The organism is Sphingomonas sp. PL-96, assembly GCF_020707215.1.
GTDB lineage: Bacteria > Pseudomonadota > Alphaproteobacteria > Sphingomonadales > Sphingomonadaceae > Sphingomonas.
Map to the genome: position 1 here is coordinate 1 of NZ_JAJFET010000010.1, position 18,888 is coordinate 18,888.

18 protein-coding genes are annotated in these 18,888 nt (G+C 70.6%); 7 read left to right on the forward strand and 11 right to left on the reverse strand.

Features of this window, described 5'->3' with window-relative positions:
• Window positions 1-34: 34 nt before the first annotated feature.
• Both LK533_RS15400 and LK533_RS15405 read left to right on the forward strand, forming a co-directional pair.
• Entirely contained in the window at window positions 35-706 is a 672-nt protein-coding gene (locus tag LK533_RS15400) for a TPM domain-containing protein (protein ID WP_229364069.1), read from the forward strand.
• Window positions 703-1,239: an NUDIX hydrolase gene (locus LK533_RS15405; RefSeq protein WP_229363966.1), complete on the forward strand. Its 537-nt coding sequence runs from the start codon at window positions 703-705 to the stop codon at window positions 1,237-1,239. Before LK533_RS15400 ends, LK533_RS15405 begins: the two co-directional genes overlap by 4 nt.
• Window positions 1,240-1,255: 16 nt before the next feature.
• Here the strand turns inward: LK533_RS15405 and LK533_RS15410 are convergent, their stop codons facing one another.
• The 3 genes from LK533_RS15410 to LK533_RS15420 form a co-directional block, all read right to left on the reverse strand.
• A complete protein-coding gene (locus LK533_RS15410) occupies window positions 1,256-1,537 on the reverse strand; it encodes an ETC complex I subunit (protein ID WP_229364070.1) in 282 nt (93 codons plus the stop codon).
• 38 nt (window positions 1,538-1,575) lie between these two features.
• Window positions 1,576-4,041: an ATP-dependent helicase HrpB gene (gene hrpB / locus LK533_RS15415; protein ID WP_229363967.1), complete on the reverse strand. Its 2,466-nt coding sequence runs from the start codon at window positions 4,039-4,041 to the stop codon at window positions 1,576-1,578.
• Window positions 4,042-4,163: 122 nt separating this feature from the next.
• Window positions 4,164-5,795, reverse strand: a complete 1,632-nt coding sequence (locus LK533_RS15420; protein WP_229363968.1) for an FAD-dependent monooxygenase — start codon at window positions 5,793-5,795, stop codon at window positions 4,164-4,166.
• Window positions 5,796-5,918: 123 nt separating this feature from the next.
• On the opposite strand from LK533_RS15420, the gene LK533_RS15425 reads away from it, so the two are divergent.
• The 3 genes from LK533_RS15425 (at window position 5,919) to LK533_RS15435 (ending at window position 10,968) form a co-directional block, all read left to right on the forward strand.
• On the forward strand, window positions 5,919-7,010 hold the full coding sequence (locus LK533_RS15425) for an anhydro-N-acetylmuramic acid kinase (RefSeq protein WP_229363969.1): 1,092 nt from the start codon (window positions 5,919-5,921) through the stop codon (window positions 7,008-7,010).
• Window positions 7,011-7,143: 133 nt separating this feature from the next.
• Window positions 7,144-8,160, forward strand: a complete 1,017-nt coding sequence (locus LK533_RS15430; protein WP_229363970.1) for an MBL fold metallo-hydrolase — start codon at window positions 7,144-7,146, stop codon at window positions 8,158-8,160.
• Between the two features lie 45 nt (window positions 8,161-8,205).
• Window positions 8,206-10,968, forward strand: coding sequence for a TonB-dependent receptor (locus LK533_RS15435; RefSeq protein ID WP_229363971.1), 2,763 nt, complete (start codon window positions 8,206-8,208; stop codon window positions 10,966-10,968).
• Between the two features lie 175 nt (window positions 10,969-11,143).
• Here the strand turns inward: LK533_RS15435 and map are convergent, their stop codons facing one another.
• Together map and LK533_RS15445 are read right to left on the reverse strand one after the other, a co-directional pair.
• The gene (gene map, locus LK533_RS15440) at window positions 11,144-11,920 is read right to left on the reverse strand and encodes a type I methionyl aminopeptidase (protein ID WP_229363972.1); all 777 of its coding nucleotides are present in this window, start codon (window positions 11,918-11,920) and stop codon (window positions 11,144-11,146) included.
• A gap of 1 nt (window position 11,921) precedes the next feature.
• Window positions 11,922-12,128, reverse strand: a complete 207-nt coding sequence (locus LK533_RS15445; protein ID WP_229363973.1) for a ParD-like family protein — start codon at window positions 12,126-12,128, stop codon at window positions 11,922-11,924.
• Window positions 12,129-12,250: 122 nt separating this feature from the next.
• Here LK533_RS15445 and LK533_RS15450 point away from each other — a divergent pair, with 122 nt between their 5' ends.
• Window positions 12,251-12,790 carry an NADPH-dependent FMN reductase gene (locus tag LK533_RS15450; RefSeq protein WP_229363974.1) on the forward strand — a complete coding sequence of 180 codons (540 nt, stop codon included), beginning with the start codon at window positions 12,251-12,253 and terminating at the stop codon, window positions 12,788-12,790.
• Window positions 12,791-12,868: 78 nt separating this feature from the next.
• Complete coding sequence (locus LK533_RS15455; protein WP_229363975.1) at window positions 12,869-13,261, forward strand: Dabb family protein; 393 nt, start codon at window positions 12,869-12,871, stop codon at window positions 13,259-13,261.
• A gap of 75 nt (window positions 13,262-13,336) precedes the next feature.
• Here LK533_RS15455 and LK533_RS15460 read toward each other — a convergent pair whose 3' ends face one another.
• The 6 genes from LK533_RS15460 to argH form a co-directional block, all read right to left on the reverse strand.
• The gene (locus LK533_RS15460; protein ID WP_229363976.1) at window positions 13,337-13,924 is read right to left on the reverse strand and encodes a DUF6624 domain-containing protein; all 588 of its coding nucleotides are present in this window, start codon (window positions 13,922-13,924) and stop codon (window positions 13,337-13,339) included.
• A gap of 201 nt (window positions 13,925-14,125) precedes the next feature.
• Entirely contained in the window at window positions 14,126-15,085 is a 960-nt protein-coding gene (locus LK533_RS15465; RefSeq protein WP_229363977.1) for a zinc transporter ZntB, read from the reverse strand.
• On the reverse strand, window positions 15,082-15,846 hold the full coding sequence (locus tag LK533_RS15470; protein ID WP_229363978.1) for a precorrin-2 dehydrogenase/sirohydrochlorin ferrochelatase family protein: 765 nt from the start codon (window positions 15,844-15,846) through the stop codon (window positions 15,082-15,084). Before LK533_RS15470 ends, LK533_RS15465 begins: the two co-directional genes overlap by 4 nt.
• A 1-nt stretch (window position 15,847) precedes the next feature.
• Window positions 15,848-17,110, reverse strand: a complete 1,263-nt coding sequence (lysA, locus tag LK533_RS15475) for a diaminopimelate decarboxylase (RefSeq protein ID WP_229363979.1) — start codon at window positions 17,108-17,110, stop codon at window positions 15,848-15,850.
• Window positions 17,111-17,122: 12 nt separating this feature from the next.
• Window positions 17,123-17,368, reverse strand: a complete 246-nt coding sequence (locus tag LK533_RS15480; protein ID WP_229363980.1) for a hypothetical protein — start codon at window positions 17,366-17,368, stop codon at window positions 17,123-17,125.
• A complete protein-coding gene (gene argH, locus LK533_RS15485; protein WP_229364071.1) occupies window positions 17,365-18,744 on the reverse strand; it encodes an argininosuccinate lyase in 1,380 nt (459 codons plus the stop codon). The genes LK533_RS15480 and argH overlap by 4 nt, the downstream gene beginning before the upstream one ends.
• Window positions 18,745-18,888 lie beyond the last annotated feature (144 nt).

Sequence of the window (18,888 nt, forward strand, 5' to 3'; positions counted from 1 at the left end):
CGTTCGGCGGCGGCGGCGCTTCGGGGAGCTGGTGATGCATCTGACGGAACAGGATCATGCGACGGTCACCCAGGCGGTGACCGCGGCCGAGCGTACCACCGACGGCGAGATCGTCACGGTGGTGGCCGGCCGTTCCGACTCCTACCATGACGTGGCGCTGCACTGGGCGGCGCTGGCGATGCTGCTCGTCCTGGCGCTGCTGTCGGTATGGCCCGGCATTGCGGCGGCGCTGTACGAGCGCGTGTTCGACCCCTGGACTCAGGTGGTGCACCCAAGCGTGCTGCTGCTGATCGCGCTGGTGCTGCAGGTGCTCGCGTTCGCGGCCGTGCGGCTGCTGCTGCTGATCCCGGCGCTGCGGCTGCGGCTGACGCCGGGGGCCACCAAGACGCGGCGGGTGCGCCGGCGCGCGCTGGGGCTGTTCCGCACCGCTGCGGAAAAGCGCACGCGCGGGCAGACGGGCGTGCTGCTCTACCTGTCGCTGGCCGAGCATCGCGCCGAGCTGATCGCGGACGCCGCCATCCACGCCCGGGTCGCACCCGAGGTGTGGGGCGAGGCGATGGCGGCGCTGGTGGCCGCCGCGCGCGCAGGGCACGTGGCACAGGGCATGGCTGAGGCCGTGGCGCAGGTGGGGGTGGTGCTCGCCGAGCATTTCCCGCGCAGCGCCGATGACATCAACGAACTACCGGATCGGCTGATCGAACTATGAGCAAGGACGCGAACCTCCCCGTCGAGACCATGTGGGAGGGCAAGTACATCGTCGCCAAGAAGCAGGGGACGTGGGAATATGTCGGCCGCGCCCGCGGCATCGAGGCCGCGGTGATCCTGGCGGTGGATGACGAAGACCATGTGCTGCTGGTCGACCAGTTCCGCATGCCGCTGGGCCGCCGCTGCCTGGAATTGCCGGCCGGGCTGATCGGCGACGAGGTCGCGGGCGAGGACGTCACCGTCGCCGCCGCGCGCGAGCTGGAGGAGGAAACCGGCTACCGGCCGGGCCGGATCGAGGCGGTGGGCAGCTTCAACTCCTCGCCCGGCATGGTCACCGAAGGGTTCACGCTGATGCGCGCGACCGAACTGGTGAAGACCGGCGAGGGCGGCGGCGTCGACGGGGAGGACATCACCGTCCACCGCGTGCCCCTGGCCGAGGTCGAGGGCTTCATCGCCGCCAAACGCGCTGAGGGCTTCGCGATGGACGTGAAGCTGCTGCTGCTGCTCGGCGCAGGGATCCTGGCGGGGCGTTGAACCCCGCCCTGCGCTGTCAGCGGAAGTTGTCGGCGTAGGCCTGGAGCTTCAGAGTGCGCTCGGGCGCCGGGACAACGTGATAGGTGAGGCCCTGCTTTTCGGCATAGGCCTGCGCGGCCTCGGCGGTCGGAAAGCTCAGGCGGACCTGGTCGCGAGTGTCGCCGGAGCCGGCCCAGCCGGTCAGCGGATCGGCATGCTTGGGCTCGGCGGGCTCGAACTCCAGGATCCAGGTGCCGGTGCGGGCACGACCGGACTGGGTGGAATTCTTCGGACGCTGATAGATACGGGCGGACGGCACAAGCTTCTCCACGCGGGAATGGTTGTTTGGAAAACGCTCTAACGCGCCGCGCGCGCCCGTGCATCCGCATTTTTGGTGCGAAGCGTTGCCGAGGCGGATGCGGGGTCGTCGGGCCAGGGGTGGCGGGGGTAACGGCCGCGCATCTCTTTCGCCACGGCGGCCCAGCTGCCGGCCCAAAATCCGGGCAGGTCGCGGGTCGTCTGGATCGGGCGGCCGGCGGGTGAGGTGAGGCTCAGCACCAGCGGCACCGCACCGCCGGCGACAGTCGGGTGGCGAGCGAGGCCGAACAGCGCCTGGGGGCGAAGCTCGACGCGGGGACCGCCCTCGGCGCCATAGTCGATGGCATGGGTGGAGCCGGCCGGGCTTTCGAAGCGGGCGGGGGCGAGGCGACGGACGGCCTGCATCGCATCCCAGCCGGCGAGCGACTCCAGCGCTTGCGTCAGCGCGGAGGGTGCGATCGCGTCGAGGCGGCGCTTGCCCGAGAGCAGCGGCGGCAGCCATTCGTCAAGGCGGTCGAGCAGCACGGCATCGGATAGCGGATCGTCGATCCCGCCCATCTCGGCGGCAAAGCGCGCGCGGGCGCGCAGGGCAGTGGCATCGTCGCCCCAGGGGAGGAGGGTGAGGCCGTGGGCGCGCATGCCTTTGAGGAGCGCGGCTTCGATCTCGGTTGCCGAGGCGGCGCTGTCGGGGCCGGAGCTCAGCCGCAGCGCCCCCAGCGCGCGAGCACGGACGGCGCTGATCGCGCCGGTGGCGGGATCGAAGGCAACATCGCGGCGGACGGCGATGCGGTCGCCGAACAGCGATTCGATGGTGGCGAGGTCGATGGCGGCGGCCGAGAGGATGCGCGCGCCCGAGGCGGCGCCCTGCGTTTCCGCCACCGCCAGCCATTCGGCGCTGGCGAGCGGCGAGCTGGGGTCGAGGCGGAAACCGCGGCCGCCCACGCTCGCCCAATGCTCGCCGCTTGCGTCGCGACGGCGAGCGACGCGGTCGGGAAAGGCGAGCGCGACGCAGGTGGCGAGCGCCTGGGGGTCACGCTCGGCGGGAGGCGCCGCGGGGACGAGCTTTGCCCAGCGCTGGGCCATGCGGCGGCCAGCCTCGGCGCGCTGGCCGCGTTCGCTGCGCCAGCGGCGGTGGCGGAGTTCCAGGTCGGCGTCCTGGCCGCCGAGGCCGCGCTCGCCGAGCAGCACCGCGACTTCGGCGGCGACCTGGGCAAGGCCGCGTTCGCCGGCGCGCACCAGCATGTGGCCAAGGCGCGGGGGCAGCGGGAGGGACGCGATCACCGCACCGTGCGGAGTCGGGCGGCCATCGGCGTCGATCGCCTCCAGCGTCGTGAGGCGCGCCTTGGCCTCCGCGATCGCGGCGGCGGGCGGCGGATCGAGCCAGCGCAGCGTCGTGGGATCGGTGACTCCCCAGCGCGCGCAATCGAGCACCAGCGCGGAGAGGTCCGCCTCCAGGATTTCGGGCGGGTCGAAGCGCGGCAGGCCGGCGGTGGCGGCGGCCTCCCACAGGCGATAGGCGACGCCCGGCCGCTGGCGCGCGGCGCGGCCGGCGCGCTGCGTGACGGCGGCCTGGCTGGCGCGCTCGGTCACCAATCGGGTCATGCCCGCGGCGCGATCGTAGCGCGGACGGCGGGCGAGGCCGGAGTCGACCACGGTGCTGATGCCGTCGAGGGTCAGCGAGGTCTCGGCGATAGCGGTCGCAAGGACGAGCTTGCGGCGACCGTCGGGATCGGGGGCGATGGCGGCGCGCTGCTGGCCGGGCTCCAGGCTGCCGTGCAGGCGGTGGAGGACGATGTCGGGGCCGAGGCCCTCCAGCCGTTCGGCCGTACGCTCGATCTCGCCGACGCCGGGGAGGAAGGCGAGCACGCCGCCGTCGGTGTCGGCCAGCGCGGTGCGGATGGCGCGGGCCATGCCATCCTCGATCCGCTGTTCGGCGGCGCGGCCGAGGTGGCGGAGCTCCAGCGGGTGGCTACGGCCTTCACTCTCCACCACCGGCGCGCCGTCGAGCAGTCGGGCGAAGCGGGCGCCGTCGAGGGTTGCGGACATGGCGACGATGCGCAGGTCCGGACGGAGCCCGGCCTGGGCGTCGAGCGCCAGGGCCAGGCCGAAGTCGCTGTCGAGGCTGCGTTCGTGGACCTCGTCGAACAGGACTGCCGAGATACCGGCGAGTTCGGGATCGGCCTGGATGCGGGCAACGAAAATGCCCTCGGTCACGACCGTCACCCGCGTGTCGGCCGATCGGCGGCTGTCCATGCGGGTGGCATAGCCGAAGGTGCGGCCGGCGGGTTCGCCGGCAAGTGCTGCCATGCGCTCGGCCGCGGCACGGGCGGCGATGCGGCGGGGCGAGAGGAGCAGGATTTCGCCGGTGCACCAGGGCTGGTCGAGGAGTGCCGGGGCGACGGCGGTGGTCTTGCCGGCGCCGGGCGGGGCGACGAGCACGGCGCTGCTGCGCGCGGCCAGGTGGCCGAGCAGGGCGGGCAGGACGGCGTGGATCGGCAGGGTCATCGCGGCAAACGGTTGGTCGAAAGTTGGTCCAGGATGCGGGGTCGCACCGGCCGCCCGGAGGGGCAGCGTGGCGGCTCCATGCCATGGTTTGGCGGGGTAGGACAGCGGGGGGCGCCGGTGGCTCAGCGGGGGAAGGCGCCCAGCCGGCGCAGGAAGGCGGTGCAGCCCGTCAGGTCGAGGCTCTCGGCACGCCAGGCGAGGACGCCGTCGGGGCGGACCAGGAGCAGCGCCTGGGCGCGGTCGTCGGCAAGGCCGTAGCGGTCGAACAGGTCGGCGCGCTCGACCCGTTCGACGGCGCCGTGTGCACCCGCGGTCAGGCGGGCGAGCAAGTGGGTTGCCACGCGGTCCCCGGAGAGACGGGCAAGCGCGTCGGCAAGGCTACCTGCCTCCACCGGCGACAAGGGCCTGCGGGAGAGGGCGACGATGTGGAAGCGATACCCGGCGAGCAGGTCGAGCAGGTCGCGGTGGCGGCTAAGCTGGGCATTGGGCGCACGCTCGCCCGGTCGGGGGGCGGGACCCTTGGCGAGATCGGCGACGGCAGGGCCCGGACCATAGGCGCTGTCGATCTGGGCAAGTCGCCGGAACGCGCGCTCCTGCACCAGGTCGAGCGCGGATGCCGGGCCGACGAGCATCGGTGCGAGTGCGTCGCGCAGCCAGGCACGCCAGCCGACCTGGCCGGCCGCGGCGCTGAAGATTCGGTCGGTGAAGCGCAGCACCTCCTGTGCGACCGGCAGGCGCTCCGCGCCATAGCTGTCGAGCAGCGCGTCCGGGGCACCGCCGCGCAGCACCGACACCAGCTTCCAGGCAAGGTTGGCGGCGTCCTGCAGCCCGGTGTTCATGCCCTGCCCGCCGACGGGGGAGTGGATGTGGGCAGCATCGCCCGCGACGAACACCGGGCCATTGCGATAGCGGTCGACGGCACGGTGGTGGGTGCGAAAGCGCGTCAGCCATTGGGGACGGGACAGAGTAACCGGCAGGCAGCTTGCCTCCGCAAAGGCGGCCTGGAGCTCGGCAAGCGTCAGGTCGGGGGCGGCATGCTCGTCGGGATCGGCGCGCAGGTCGGTCGTCATCACCCGGGCCAGGCCGGAGCCGTCGAGCGGAAAGAACAGCCCGATGCGGTCGGCATGGACGAACACGCGGAACCGGTCCCCCTCGAGTGGCCAGTCGACCGCAACATCGCCGAGCAGGAAGTTCTGCGGATAGGGCGCGCCCTCGAAGCGGAGGTTCAGCGCGTGGCGCACGGCGCTGTGCGCGCCGTCCGCGCCGATGACGTAGCGGGCGTGGAGGGTGGTGGCGCTGCCCGTCGCGTCGAGCGCCGCCACTTCGACACCGTCGGGGCGGAGGGTGAGGCCGGTGACCGCCACCTCGCGCTCCACGTCGAGCCAGGCATCGTCGAGCGCGTCGAGCAGCACTGACTCCGTCTCTGCCTGGGGCAGCATCAGGATGAAGCGGAACGGCGTGTCCGGGGCGCTGGCATGGTCGAAGTTCAGGCCGCCCACGGCTTCGCCCGAGACGTGGAAGCTCATGCCGGTGTTGATCACCCCGCGCTGGAGCAGCGTTTCGGCAAGCCCCAGGCTCGCGAACAGCTCCAGCGTGCGCGCGGAAATGCCAAAGGCGCGGGATTCCCGAGTGGGCTCAGCGGCGCGGTCGACGATGCGGACGTCGATCCCCTGTCGCCTGAGCAACAGCGCCGCCATCAACCCGGTGGGTCCTGCGCCCACCACCAGCACCTCGCACCGATCGCCGTCCGACATGGCCTTGTCTCCACGCTGGCATCGCTTGGCGCGCTGTGCTTTGGGTCGGGACAGCAGCGCTGCGGCTCCACGCTATCGCGGGCCGCGCGGCGCGGCGAGCGGCGATTTTCACGGGAGCGGCAAATGCGCGTGCTGGGATATATGAGCGGCACTTCGCTGGACGGTGTGGACGCCGCGATCCTGGAGACGGATGGGGAGGCGATCACCGGCTTCGGCCCCGCGTTGATGCTGCCGTTCGGCGCCGAGGAGCGCCGCGTGCTTGTCCAGGCAACCGAGGATGCGATCGCGAGCGACGGCCATGGCCCGCGCCCTGCGAGCTTTGCCGAGGCCGAGCGCGTGATCCACGACGCCCATGTCCGCGCCGCGCGCGCGCTGCTGGCCGAGCCCGATGCGGGCACGATCGAGCTGGTCGGCTTTCACGGGCAGACGGTGCTGCACCGGCCCGAGCGCCGGCTGTCGATCCAGCTGGGCGACCCGGATGCATTGGCGGTGGCGCTGGGCGTGCCGGTCGTCGCCGACCTGCGCCAGGCGGACCTGGCCGCAGGCGGACAGGGTGCGCCGCTGGCGCCGATCTACCATGCCGCGCTGGCGGAATGGGCCGGGTGTGCGCGGCCGGTCGCGTTTCTCAACATCGGCGGGGTCGCGAACGTGACCGCGATTCGGCCCGACGGGAGCGTGGCGGCATTCGACGTCGGGCCGGGCAATGGCCTCATCGACCAACTGGTGCAGGCGCGCGGGCTTGGCCGCTATGACGAGGGTGGGCGGCTGGCGGCGGCGGGCAGCGTCAATCGCGCCGTGGTCGACCGGTGGATGGCGAGCCCCTACTTCACCCGGACTGGCGCCAAGTCGCTCGACCGCTACGATTTCCCGCTCGATGCCGTGGCGGCGCTGTCTGACGCGGATGCGGCAGCGACGCTCACCGCCTTCACGGTCGCGGCGGTGGTGGCATGCCGCGCGCAGCTGGGCGAGGCGGCGGACGACTGGCACTGGATCGTGTGCGGCGGCGGGCGGCACAACCCGGTGATGATGGCCATGCTGGCCGACGCGCTGGGGCGAGTGGATTCGTCCGACACGCTGGGCATGCGCGGCGACTTCATCGAAGCGGAGGCGTTCGCCTATCTCGCGGCGCGATCGGTGCGCGCGCTGCCGATCTCGTTTCCGGGTACCACGGGGGTGCCGCAGGCGATGACGGGCGGAGTGGTCTACCGGGGATAAGCGAACGGGCCTGCCGACGCGGCAGATGGCCCGTTGCCAGGCCTGCCGCAAATCCGCCGTCCCGTGAGGCGGAAGGCGTTCAACGCGCGTTCGTGGGGCACCGCCGCCCGAGGCGGCAGCAGAGAGGCTGATCGTGGGACGCAACCGCTATTACCAGGGGCCGCCGAGCGACCATTTCGACGGGACGCGCTTCTTCAATCCGGGACGGCCGATCGCCGACAGCCGGCTGGGCGACGTTCTGAAGTGGAAGTTCGGCACGCGTCCGGCGACCTGGCCGAAATCGGTGCCGGTCGTCCAGACCGTGCCGGAGCCGCGGGTGGCGGGGCTTTCGATTACCGCGGTCGGCCATGCATCGCTGCTGATCCAGGCCGCGGGCGTGAACCTGCTCACGGATCCGGTCTGGTCGGAGCGGGCGAGCCCCTTCACCTTTGCCGGCCCGAAGCGGGTGACGGCGCCCGGCATCGCGTTCGAGGCGCTGCCGCGAATCGACGCGGTGCTGCTGTCGCACAACCATTACGACCATCTCGACATGGCGACGCTTCGGCGGCTGCATGCGCGCGACCAGCCGCTGATGGTGATGCCGCTGGGCAACGACAGGATCGTCCAGAAGGGCGTGCCCGGCGCGCGTACGGTCGCGGGCGATTGGGGCGATCGCATCGCGCTGCCGCGGGGAGCTGCGACGACGCTGGTGCCGGCCAACCACTGGTCGGCACGCGGCACCGGCGACCGGCGCATGGCGCTGTGGGCGGGGCACTGGATCGAGACGCCGGTGGGCAGCGTCTATTTCGCCGGCGACAGCGGCTGGTGCGGCGGCGGCATCTTTCGCGACATGGCGGCCAGGCACGGCGCGCCCGATGTCGCGCTGCTGCCGATCGGCGCCTATGCCCCGCGCTGGTTCATGGCGCCGCAGCATGCCGATCCGGACGAGGCGGTGGCGATGTTCGAGGCGCTCGGTGCCCGCCATGCGCTTGGCATTCACTGGGGCACGTTCCAGCTGACCGACGAGGCGCGCGAAGAACCGGTGACGCGGCTGGCCGCGGCACTGGCGAAACGCGGCATCGCGCCCGAACAGTTCATCGCAGCGACACCCGGTATAACTTACGCGTTTCTTGCCTCGGGCCGGGAAACTTCTGCGACAATTGGTCGCTAAGCCCCCACCGGAGTGAACGCGCAGTTGCGCGGGTGGGAGAGTTGAATGCGTCCTTTGTCGACGGCAGCATGGTTGCTGCTGGGTGTGGCCACGCCTGCGCTTGCCGCTGCACAGACCGATCCGGTGCCAGCCCAGACGACGCCCGAGAACCCGGGGGATTCCGGCCCGCCTGAGGTGGTGGAGGAAACCGAGGGCGCCGACATCGTGGTCACCGGCCGTACGCCGCCCGGCACGGTGCCGGGGGACATCCCGCCCGAGATCCAGCTCTCCCCCGCCGACATCCGCTCCTATGGCGTGAGCTCGGTCGCCGAACTGCTGGAGGAACTGGCGCCGCAGACCGGCAGCGGGCGCGGGCGCGACGGCAATGGCACGCCGGTGGTGCTGGTGAACGGCAGGCGGACCGCGGGCTTCCAGGAAATCCGCGACCTGCCGACCGAGGCGATCCTGCGCGTCGACATCCTGCCGGAAGAAGCGGCGCTGAAGTTCGGTTTCCGCGCCGACCAGCGCGTCGTCAACTTCGTGCTGCGCCCGCGGTTTCGCAGCATCACCGGCGAGCTGACCGAGCGCATCCCGACCGCCGGCGGCAGCAACCAGTTCGAGGCGGAGGCCGGGCTCACGCGGATCAGCGACGCCGGGCGGCTGAGCATCGATCTCGAAGCGGAACGCGTGTCGAACCTGCTCGAAAGCGAGCGTGACATCACCTCCAGCACCAGTGCGCAACGGCCCTATGACCTTGCCGGCAACATCCTGGGCGCGGGCGGCGGGGAGATCGACCCGGCGCTGAGCGCGCTTGCCGGCAGCACGGTGACGCAGGCGGGGTTGCCGGCGGGGATCGCCAGCCCAGGCCTTGCCGATTTCGTCGGCACCGCGGGCACCCTCAACGTGACCGACACGACGCCGTTCCGCACCCTGCAGCCGTCGAGCAATCGGGTGGCGGCGAATGCGGTCTACAGCACCAGCATCTTCGGCAATGTCGCGGCGACGGGCACGGTGCGGCTGGAACGCAGCGAGAGCAACGCGCTGTCGGGACTGCCGGCCGTCACGCTGAACCTGCCGGGGGCAAGCCCCTTCTCGCCCTTTGCCAACGATACCACCCTCTATCGCTATGCGGACGTCGACCCGTTGGAGCGCAACAACCGCAGCTGGACGGGTAATGCGACGGCGGCATTCAACGGCGACATCGGCCGGTGGCGCTGGTCGCTCAACACCAGCTACCAGCGCGACGAATCGCGCACCTTCACCGAACGCGGCCTCGATGTGACGGACCTGCAGGCGGCAATCGACGCCGGCGATCCGGGTGCAAACCCGTTCGGGCCGCTCGACCTCTATGGCCGCACGGTCGACCGGGCGAAGTCGGTCAGCCAGGCGGCGGCGATCGACGCGCTGGCCGCGGGCACGCTGTTCGAGCTGCCCGCCGGCCCGGTCGGCGCCAGCGTGCGCGTGCTGGGCAATGCCAGCAAGCTGGAGAGCGACACGTTGCGCTCCGGCGTGGCGCAATCGGTCGACATCGGCCGCAACAGCGGCACCGCGCGCGCAAACCTGGACCTGCCGATCGCGAGCCGCTCGCGCGACGTGCTGGCGTTCCTGGGCAATCTGTCGCTGAACGGCAATGCCGAGGTGGAGCAGCTGTCCGACTTCGGCACGCAGCGGACACTCGGCTATGGCCTCAACTGGCAGCCGGTCGAGCCGGTGCGGCTGCTGGTGTCCGTCACGCATGAGGAAGGCGCGCCGACGCCGCAGCAGCTGGGCAACCCGGTGCTGGTGACGCCCAATGTCCGCATCTTCGACTATGTGCGCGGCGAGACGGTCGACGTCACCCAGGTCGAGGGCGGCAATCCCAATTTGCAGGGCGACAGCCGGCGCGTGTTCAAGGCGGGGCTGAACCTGCGCCCGTTTCAGGCCACCGACCTCACCTTGACGGCGGACTATGTGTCGAGCCGGATCAACAACCCGGTGTCTAGCTTCCCGGCGGCCACTGCCGAGATCGAGGCTGCCTTCCCCGACCGGTTCGAGCGCGGCGAGGACGGCACGCTGCTGCGTGTGGATACCCGGCCGGTGAACTTCGCCCGCTCCAATCGCAGCCAGCTGCGCTGGGGCTTCAACTTCTCCAAGCCGATCGTCACCGAGCGGCAGCGCCAGGAAGAGGCTGCGCGCGAAGCACGGCGTGCCGAGCGCGAGGCGGCGGAAGCGGCCGGCACGGCACCTCCGCGCGGGCCTCGCGGCGAGGGCCGCGGAGAGGGCCGGGGGCCTGGCGCTGGTGGGCCAGGTGGGCCTGGCGGCGGTGGCTGGGGCGGACGCGGCGGCCGAGGCGGCGGCGGTGCCGGCGGGCGGCTGCAGTTCGCGGCCTATCACACCTGGCAGTTCGAGAATTCGATCCTGATCCGCGAAGGGCTGCCCGAACTCGACCTATTGAACGGTTCCGCCTCCGGCAGCCGCGGCGGCCAGCCCCGCCACCAGGTCCAGCTGCAGGGCGGCTATGTCGTCAACGGCCTGGGCGCGCGGGTGAGCGCCAATTGGCAAAGCGCGACGGAAGTGAACGGCGGAGAGACGGGCGCCGACCGGCTGCGCTTCGGTTCGCTCGCGACGGCCAACCTGCGGCTGTTCGCCAATCTGGGGCAGCAGCCGGCGCTGGTGCGTGACCATCCTTGGCTGAGCGGCACGCGGGTGACGCTGTCGGTCGACAATATCTTCGACCAGCGCCAGGAAGTAACCAATGCACAGGGCACGGTGCCGCTGAGCTACCAGGGCGGCTTCCTGGACCCGCTCGGCCGGACGGTGCGGGTAAGCGTGCGCAAGCTGTTCTTCTGACGGGCGGGCGGGAGCGGCGTCGCTGCGCTCGCCAACCCACCCCCAGCCCCGGGAGGGGTTCGGTCGGTCAATGCGACGTGTCTTCTTCTCTCCTCCCTGAAAGGGAGGGGTCGGGGGTGGGTTCCGCCGAGGCACTCGGCGATTCATCCCCCTCCCGTTCAGAAAAGTCGCCGCCTCACGCCCTGCCGCCGAACCCGGTCTCCCCCGCCCGCAGCGTCAGCACCTCGACGCCGCTCGCCGTCACCGCTACCGTATGTTCGAACTGGGCGGAGAGCTTGCCGTCGGCGGTGACCACGGTCCAGCCGTCGCCGGCTTCTGCCACGCGGCGGCTGCCCTGGTTGATCATCGGCTCGACCGTGAAGGTCATGCCCTCGCGCAGTTTCGGGCCGGTGCCGGGACGGCCGTGGTTGAGCACCGAGGGTTCCTCGTGCATCTCGCGGCCGATGCCGTGGCCGCAATATTCGCGCACCACCGAATAGCCGTTCTTCTTGGCGTGACGCTCGATCGCGGCGCCGATGTCGCCCAGGTGGCCGCCGGGGCGGACCTGGCGGATGCCGGCCCACATGGCCTCCTGCGCAACCCGTACCAGCCGGCGCGCGGCGGGAGTGACGGTGCCGACCAGGTAGGTCTTGCTCGAATCGGCGATGAAGCCGTTCTTTTCCAGCGTGATGTCGAGGTTGATGATGTCCCCGTCGCGGATGATTGCCTCCGCGTCCGGCACGCCGTGACAGACGACCTCGTTGATCGAGGCGTTGAGAACGTACTGGAAGTCGTACTGCCCCTTGCTCGCCGGGCGGGCGGCGAGGTCGTCGGTGATGTAGCGCTCGACCAGGTCGTTGACCTGGAGGGTGGACATGCCGGCCAGCTGTTGCCGATCGAGCATCTCGAACACCGAGGCGAGCAGCTTGCCCGAGATGCGCATCAGCGCGAGTTCGTCCGGTGTCTTTTCCATCTCAGGCGGCCGCAGCCTGCGCCGGCGCGCTCTCGGCCGCGGCGAGTTCCTGCCGGACGATGTCGGCGAAGGAGAGGGTGGGGTTCGCCTCTGCCAGCATGCCGATCTTCATCCAGAATTCCGCCTGGGCGTTGATCGAGCGGCACATCACGGTGCTGGCGCGGCGCACCTGGGCATGGAGGTGGTCGTCGATCTTCACGATGCCCATGGCAGATCCTGTTACGAAATGCGAATACATGAAGCGTATATGGTTCGTATATCGCTGGGTCAATCGAGGCACTCGGCACACGCGCTGGCATGCGCTGCGGCTTTGCGGTAGCGGCGGTGCCTATGAAGCAACCGCATATCGTCGCGATCGGGGGAACGCTCCGCGCAAGCTCCGGCACGGCCCGCGCACTCCAGATCGCGCTCCACCAGGCGGAGGCGCTGGGTGCGCGCACCACCTTGCTGACCGGCGCTGCGATCGACTTCCCGAACTATGAGCCGGAAAGCGCGCTGGCGAATCCGGTGATCGCCGCATTCCTGGCGACGTTGCGTGAGGCGGACGGGATCGTGATCGGATCGCCGGGCTACCACGGAACGCTGTCCGGGCTGGTCAAGAACGCGCTCGACCATGTCGAGCTGACGCGCGGCGACGAGCGGGTCTATTTCGACGGGCTGCCGGTCGGGATCATCGCGACGGCGGCCGGATGGCAGGCGGCGGTCGCGACGCTCGGCACGCTGCGCACGGTGGCGCACGCGCTGCGCGGCTGGCCGACGCCCATGGGGGTCGCGATCAACACGCTTGCGAGCCCGGACTCGATCAACGAGGCCGAGCCGCAGATCGCCACCATGGTGGGGCAGATCATGGGGTTCGTGGGACGGCGCTGACAGGTTTGCGGCTCGCCATGGCGGGCCGGTCATGGCACCTTCCTCCTCGTCGGTGACGATAGGGAGGTGCGCGTGATCATGAACCGGAGACGCTGGATCAGCTTGCTTCTGCTGCTGGGTATCGCACCGGCGGGCAGAGCCGCTGTTGCTGCCGCCAAGCGCAAGCAGATCGTGCATCACGTCTTCTTCTGGCTGAAGAACCCGGCGTCCAAGGCGGATGCGGACAAGCTCATCGCGGGGCTTCGGACGCTGCGCGACATCCCCCAAATCCGCGAGCTGCGCATCGGCATGCCGGCCGCGACCGAGCAGCGTTCGGTGGTGGATAGCAGCTATCAGGTGTCCGAGCTCATGGTCTTCGACACGGTCGAGGACCAGCGGCGGTATCAGGACCACCCGATCCACAAGGCGTTCGTGGCCGCCTGCGAGGGGCTGTGGGAGCGGGTCGTGGTGTACGACACCGTCGATGTCTAAGGCCCGTCGAAAACGGATCGTTACCTCGACGGATCTCGCTGGAGTTACCGCGCATCGGGACGCAAGACGCGTCGTTCAGCAGCGACCTTCGAAGTTCTTCATATACTCAGCCATAGGTTGCAGCCCCATATCGGCGCGGCGCCGGTCGAGGTTCTCCGGGTCCAGGGTCTGTGCCGGCTGCCAGCGTCCGGCGACGCACGTCATCTGGCTGCCATACAGCTGCGGTCGTCCGTCGGCCCGCTCGGCGCGATCATAGATCAGGGCGAAGTCGGCGCCGCTTGCGTCTCCTGAAGCGACCAGGTGCTGCATTCGCGCCGCGACAGTTCGTCGGAACGCGGCGTCCGGCGAATGCTGCACGATCAACCAGGCTTGGCGGGACACGTCCACCCCGTCCCGCCGAAACTTGAACCAGCCGTCTGACGGCAGGATGGATCTAACATAGGTCGTGTTCGCCGCATCCACCTGTTCGATCCGCTGCCAAATCGCCACCGATGCCGCAGCTCGTTCTGTCTCGGAGAGGTTCACGAGAGAAGGTTCGATCTCCCGCCGCATAGCCTGCTCCAATGTAACCCGGGTGGCAAGGTTACGCCCGCGTTCCTCCGTGGCAGAGAGGGCGCGGAATGCCGCCCGTTCCGACGCAATCGCATCGTCGAAGCGCTGCACGGCGGCAGTGACAGCGCTTGTCGAGTCCGCCGCAACCGGAGCTGCCGGTGTTTGCGCGGAAGTTGATCCGACCGCTGAGAGCAACAGTAGCGAAATCATGGGGGGAGAATGCTATAGTACGGGGAACAGAGCAACTTGCATGTTTGCAGTTCTGTGCCTGGCGCGGCACCGTTGTAATGCAGGAAAATTCCCCCGGGAGCATCAGCTTCCGCGGTTCAACCAGTGACGGTGGACGAACCAGCCGGTGATACCTGCGGCGAGGAACACGCAGATCGCAACCACGCCGGCGAACGCCCAGGGTGCGTGAGCAAAGGGAATGCCCTCGACGTTCATGCCGAGCAGGCCGGTGAGGAAGGTCAGCGGCAGGAACACCATCGCCACGATCGCGATCTGGAGCGAGCGCTGGTCGAGCTGTTCGGCACGCAGGTCGGTCAGCGTCTCGTGGATCAGCGCGGCGCGTTCGCGGATCGCCTCCAGCTCCTCGGCCATGCGGGCCGCCTTGTCGGCGGCGGCGGCGAGGTGGAGGCGATCGTCGGACCCCAGCCAGTCACCGGGCAGCGTCGAGAGCTTCTCCAGCGCGGCACGCTGGGGGGCGAGGAAGCGGCGGTAGCCGATCGCCTGAATGCGGGCACGACCGACGACGCGGCGCAGGTCGAACACCCGGTCGGCGCTCAGCTCGCCCTCGCAATCGTCCAGTGTGTCGCCCAGATCGGCGACCAGCGGGTCGAGTTCGTCTGTGATTTCTTCGGCAAAGGCGACGATCAGGTCGCCTGGATCGGCAACCTGCGCCTGCTGCACTTCCGCGCGGACGGCCGGCATGGCGGTGAGCCGGTGGCGCGTCACCGAATAGACGCGGCCGGCGGTGGCAAAGAGACGCACCGAGGCGAGCGGGTCCGAAGTGGCTAGCTCGTCGGGGGAGAGGCCGCGCAGGTTGACGAAGGCGCCCTCTTCCAGCGCGGTGGCGCGCGGGCGCGTCTCGGTCGCGACCAGCGGATCAACGACCCAGGCGGGAAGGCCGGCAGTGTTTTCGAACCAGGGACGTAGCGCCGACTCCTCGCCGTGGAGGTGGATCCAGACCAATGCCCCGTCCGCTTCCAGCGCCGCCTCCAGCGGGATCTCTCGGGCAGTTCCGTCCTTCACCTGCATCGCAAAGCCGTTCAACGCATCATCTCCAGCAGGATCGTGAGGCCCGGCGCATCGGGCGGAGGGGTGTCGCCGACGATGCGGTCGGCATCGGCGCGGGCGCGGTCGAGGATGGCGGCGGGCACGTCGGCGGCGTGGACCAGCCGGTCTGCGCGCGCCAGCAGCCGGGCTTCGCGCAGGGTGAGCTCGTCCGGGTCGGGCGAGCGCAGGGAAATGCGGACGTGTTCGGACGGCGGCGTATCGGCGGTGTCGAGCCAGCGGGCCACGGCGCCGTCGTCGTGTGCCATCAGCGGGTCGAGGGCGCCCCCTGCCGAGAGCGCCGTGCCGAGCGCACGGCGGCGGGTGTCGCCGTCGGGGAAGCGCTGGCGCAGGGCAGCGCGGGCGGCGTGGAGCTGCTCGGCAAGGCGGCCGAGGCTGGCGGGGAGCAGGGTTTCGAGGCGCTGGCGGACGGCGGCGGCGAGGCCGGCGGAGATGCCGCCGGTGGCCACGGCGACCAGCAGGGGATCGCGGTCGACGATCGCCGGCAAGGTGAAGTCGCAGAGCTCCGGGCGGTCGACGGCGTTGATCAGGATGCCGCGGGCGCGGAGCGTGGCGATGGCGGCGTGCGCCTCTGCTTCGTCCGAGAGGGCGACTACCGCGAGGCGCGCGTCGGGGTGATCCTCGACAATCTCGGCGCCAGCGCGTTCGAGCAGGCGGCGCTTGGCGTCTGCGGCAGGGCCGCTGCCCTTCAGGATCACGGGCCTGCCGGCAAGCCGCAGCAGCACCGGCAGGCCGATCATGTCAGGCGAGCCAGTCCGGCAGCGTATCGGCCTCGACCATCGAGCGGATCGTCGGGCGCTCGCGCACCACGGCGAAGCGATCGCCCGAGACCAATACCTCGGGCGTGAGCGCGCGCGAGTTGTAGCTGCTCGACATGGAGGCGGCATAGGCGCCGGCGGTGCGGAAGGCGACGAGATCGCCGGCCGCGACATGGTCCATGGTGCGACCGGTGGCGAAGGTGTCGCCGGTCTCGCACACGGGGCCGACGACGTTGACGGTCTCGCGCTGGCCAGTGGGCTGGACCGCCTCGATCGCGTGATAGGCGTCGTAGAGGCTGGGGCGCAGCAGGTCGTTCATGGCCGCGTCGACGATCACGAAGGGGGCGTTGGCGCCCTGCTTCACGCGGATCACGCGCGACACCAGCACGCCTGCGTTGGCGACGATCAGGCGGCCGGGCTCAAAGATCAGGCGCGCGTTCCAGCCGGCGGTGGCGCGGCGGACCATCTCGCCATAGGCGGCGGGCAAAGGCGGCGCGGGCTTGGCCGGGTCATAGGGGACGCCGAGGCCGCCGCCGAGATCGGCGGTGGTGATGCTGTGGCCGGCCGCACGCAGCTCCGCAATCAGCGCGCCCATGCGGCCGAATGCGGCCTCCAGCGGGCCGAGGTCGGTCAGCTGGCTGCCGATGTGGACGGCGACGCCGCGTACCTCCAGGCCCGGCAGTGCCGCGACATGAGCGAAGGCGGCAACTGCGCGATCATAGGGGATGCCGAACTTGTTGTCGGCGCCGCCCGTCGAGATCTTCGAATGGGTGCCGGCGAGCACGTCCGGATTGACGCGGATTGCGACCGGCGCGGTGACGCCGCGTGCCGTCGCGACGGCGGAGAGCATGTCGAGCTCCGGCTCGGACTCGACGTTGAACTGGCCGATCCCGGCGTCGAGCGCCTGCGCCATCTCCTCCGCGGTCTTGCCGACGCCGGAGAAGACGATGTCCTGCGGGCGCACCCCGGCGTGGAGCGCGCGTGCGAGCTCCCCGCCGGAGACGACGTCGGCGCCGAGCCCGGCGCGGGCGAGGGTGGCGAGCACCGCGCCATTGGGATTGGCCTTGACCGCGAAGGCGATCAGCGGATTTTCGATGCCCGACAGCGCTTCCCGGAACACGGCGACGTGGCGGGCAAGGGTCGCGGTCGAATAGACGTAGACGGGCGTGCCGACTGCCTCTGCGATCGCCGCCAGCGGCACGTCCTCGGCATGAAGCGCGCCGTCGCGCAGCTGGAAATTGTCCATGGGTTCAGGGGCTCAGTTGCGGGGCGGAATGTCGAACGGATCGTCCGCGCGTTCGGTCGATTCGCGCAGCAGCTCGTCGCTGCGGGTAGGGCGCTGCTGGGTGGTGGGCGTCAGCAGGTCGCCGGGCGTGGGGGTCGCGGTCGCGCCATAGGGCGGCGGCGGCAGCGCCTCGCCCTCAGCCGGCCGCAGGTCACGGCGCGCGCCGCAGCCGGCGAGCGCAAGGGCGACGGCGGCGAGCAGCAGCGGGCGACGGGTCATGCGGCTTCCCCGGCTCGGGCGGCGCGGGCCGCGGCGACGGCAGCGCGCACGCGATCCGGCGCAGTGCCGCCGAAGCTGGTGCGGCTGCGCACCGATGCGTCCACGGTTAGCACGGAGTAGACGCTGTCGGTGATGCGCGGGTCGATCGCCTGAAGATCGGCGAGCGGCAGCGCGTCGAGCGCGACGCCGCGTTCCTCGGCGAGCTTCACGGTGCGGCCGGTGACGTGGTGCGCCTCACGGAACGGAAGGCCCGCCTCCCGCACCAGCCAGTCGGCGAGGTCGGTGGCGGTCGGAAAGCCGGCCTCCAGCGCGGCGCGCATGCGGGCGGGACGGAAGGTCGCGCTTTCGACCATGCCGGTCATCGCCGCGATCGACAGGGCGAGCAGGTCGGTCGCCTCGAACACGGGCGGCTTGTCGTCCTGCATGTCCTTGGAATAGGCGAGCGGCAGACCCTTCATGGTGACCATCAACGCGGTCATGCAGCCAAGGATGCGTCCCGAATGGCCGCGCACCAGCTCGGCGGCGTCCGGGTTGCGCTTTTGCGGCATGATCGAGGAGCCGGTCGACCAGGCGTCCGACAGGGAGACGAAGCCGAACGGCTGCGACGCCCAGAGCACGAATTCCTCGGCCATGCGCGACAGGTGCAGCGCGGCCTGCACCGCGGCGGTGAGATATTCGATCGCAAAGTCGCGGTCGGAAACCGAGTCGAGCGAATTGTCGGTGGGTCCGTCGAAGCCGAGCGCGCGGGCAGTCGCCTCGCGGTCGATCGGAAAGCCGGTGCCGGCGAGTGCTGCGGCGCCGAGCGGGCAGCGATTGAGGCGGGCGCGGGCATCGGCGAAGCGGCTGCGGTCGCGGGCCACCATCGCATTGTACGCCATCAGGTGATGGCCGAGCGTCACCGGCTGGGCGACCTGGAGATGGGTGAAGCCGGGCATCACCGTCTCGGCATGCTCATCGGCGCGCGCGATCAGCGCGTCCTGGAGCTGGGCCAGCGCGGCATCGACCGAGTCGATCGCGTCGCGCACCCACAGGCGGAAATCGGTCGCGACCTGGTCGTTGCGCGAGCGCGCGGTGTGCAGGCGCCCGGCCGCCGGGCCGATCGCCTCGGCCAGCCGCGCCTCGGTCTGCATGTGGATGTCCTCGAGCGCGAGGTCCTCGGCCACGCCCTCGCGCGCATAATGCTCGGCGACGCCGTCGAGGCCGGCGCGGATCGCGGCGGCGTCCTCCGCCGTCAGGATGCCCTGGGCGGCCAGCATCGCGGCATGCGCCTGCGATCCGGCGATGTCCTGCTGCCACATTCGCTTGTCGAACGGGATGGAGGCATTTATCTCCCGCATCACAGCCGAGGGACCCTCGGCGAAGCGCCCGCCCCACATCGAATTGGAGCCTGCCTTGCGCTCGGTAATCGCGCTTCTCCTTGCCACAACGCTGCTGCTAACCGGGGCTTGCGATAGGCGACCCGACCCGGCCCGGCAAGACGAAGCGGGCACGGTTCCCGACGTCTCTGCGGGCGCGGACTC

Coding starts and splice junctions, on each gene's coding strand:
- LK533_RS15400 (WP_229364069.1), top strand. CDS start 35: ATGCATCTGACGGAACAGGATCATGCGACGGTCACCCAGGCGGTGACC.
- LK533_RS15405 (WP_229363966.1), top strand. CDS start 703: ATGAGCAAGGACGCGAACCTCCCCGTCGAGACCATGTGGGAGGGCAAG.
- hrpB (WP_229363967.1), bottom strand. CDS start 4,041: ATGACCCTGCCGATCCACGCCGTCCTGCCCGCCCTGCTCGGCCACCTG.
- LK533_RS15420 (WP_229363968.1), bottom strand. CDS start 5,795: ATGTCGGACGGCGATCGGTGCGAGGTGCTGGTGGTGGGCGCAGGACCC.
- LK533_RS15425 (WP_229363969.1), top strand. CDS start 5,919: ATGCGCGTGCTGGGATATATGAGCGGCACTTCGCTGGACGGTGTGGAC.
- LK533_RS15435 (WP_229363971.1), top strand. CDS start 8,206: ATGCGTCCTTTGTCGACGGCAGCATGGTTGCTGCTGGGTGTGGCCACG.
- map (WP_229363972.1), bottom strand. CDS start 11,920: ATGGAAAAGACACCGGACGAACTCGCGCTGATGCGCATCTCGGGCAAG.
- LK533_RS15445 (WP_229363973.1), bottom strand. CDS start 12,128: ATGGGCATCGTGAAGATCGACGACCACCTCCATGCCCAGGTGCGCCGC.
- LK533_RS15450 (WP_229363974.1), top strand. CDS start 12,251: ATGAAGCAACCGCATATCGTCGCGATCGGGGGAACGCTCCGCGCAAGC.
- LK533_RS15455 (WP_229363975.1), top strand. CDS start 12,869: ATGAACCGGAGACGCTGGATCAGCTTGCTTCTGCTGCTGGGTATCGCA.
- LK533_RS15470 (WP_229363978.1), bottom strand. CDS start 15,846: ATGATCGGCCTGCCGGTGCTGCTGCGGCTTGCCGGCAGGCCCGTGATC.
- lysA (WP_229363979.1), bottom strand. CDS start 17,110: ATGGACAATTTCCAGCTGCGCGACGGCGCGCTTCATGCCGAGGACGTG.
- LK533_RS15480 (WP_229363980.1), bottom strand. CDS start 17,368: ATGACCCGTCGCCCGCTGCTGCTCGCCGCCGTCGCCCTTGCGCTCGCC.
- argH (WP_229364071.1), bottom strand. CDS start 18,744: ATGTGGGGCGGGCGCTTCGCCGAGGGTCCCTCGGCTGTGATGCGGGAG.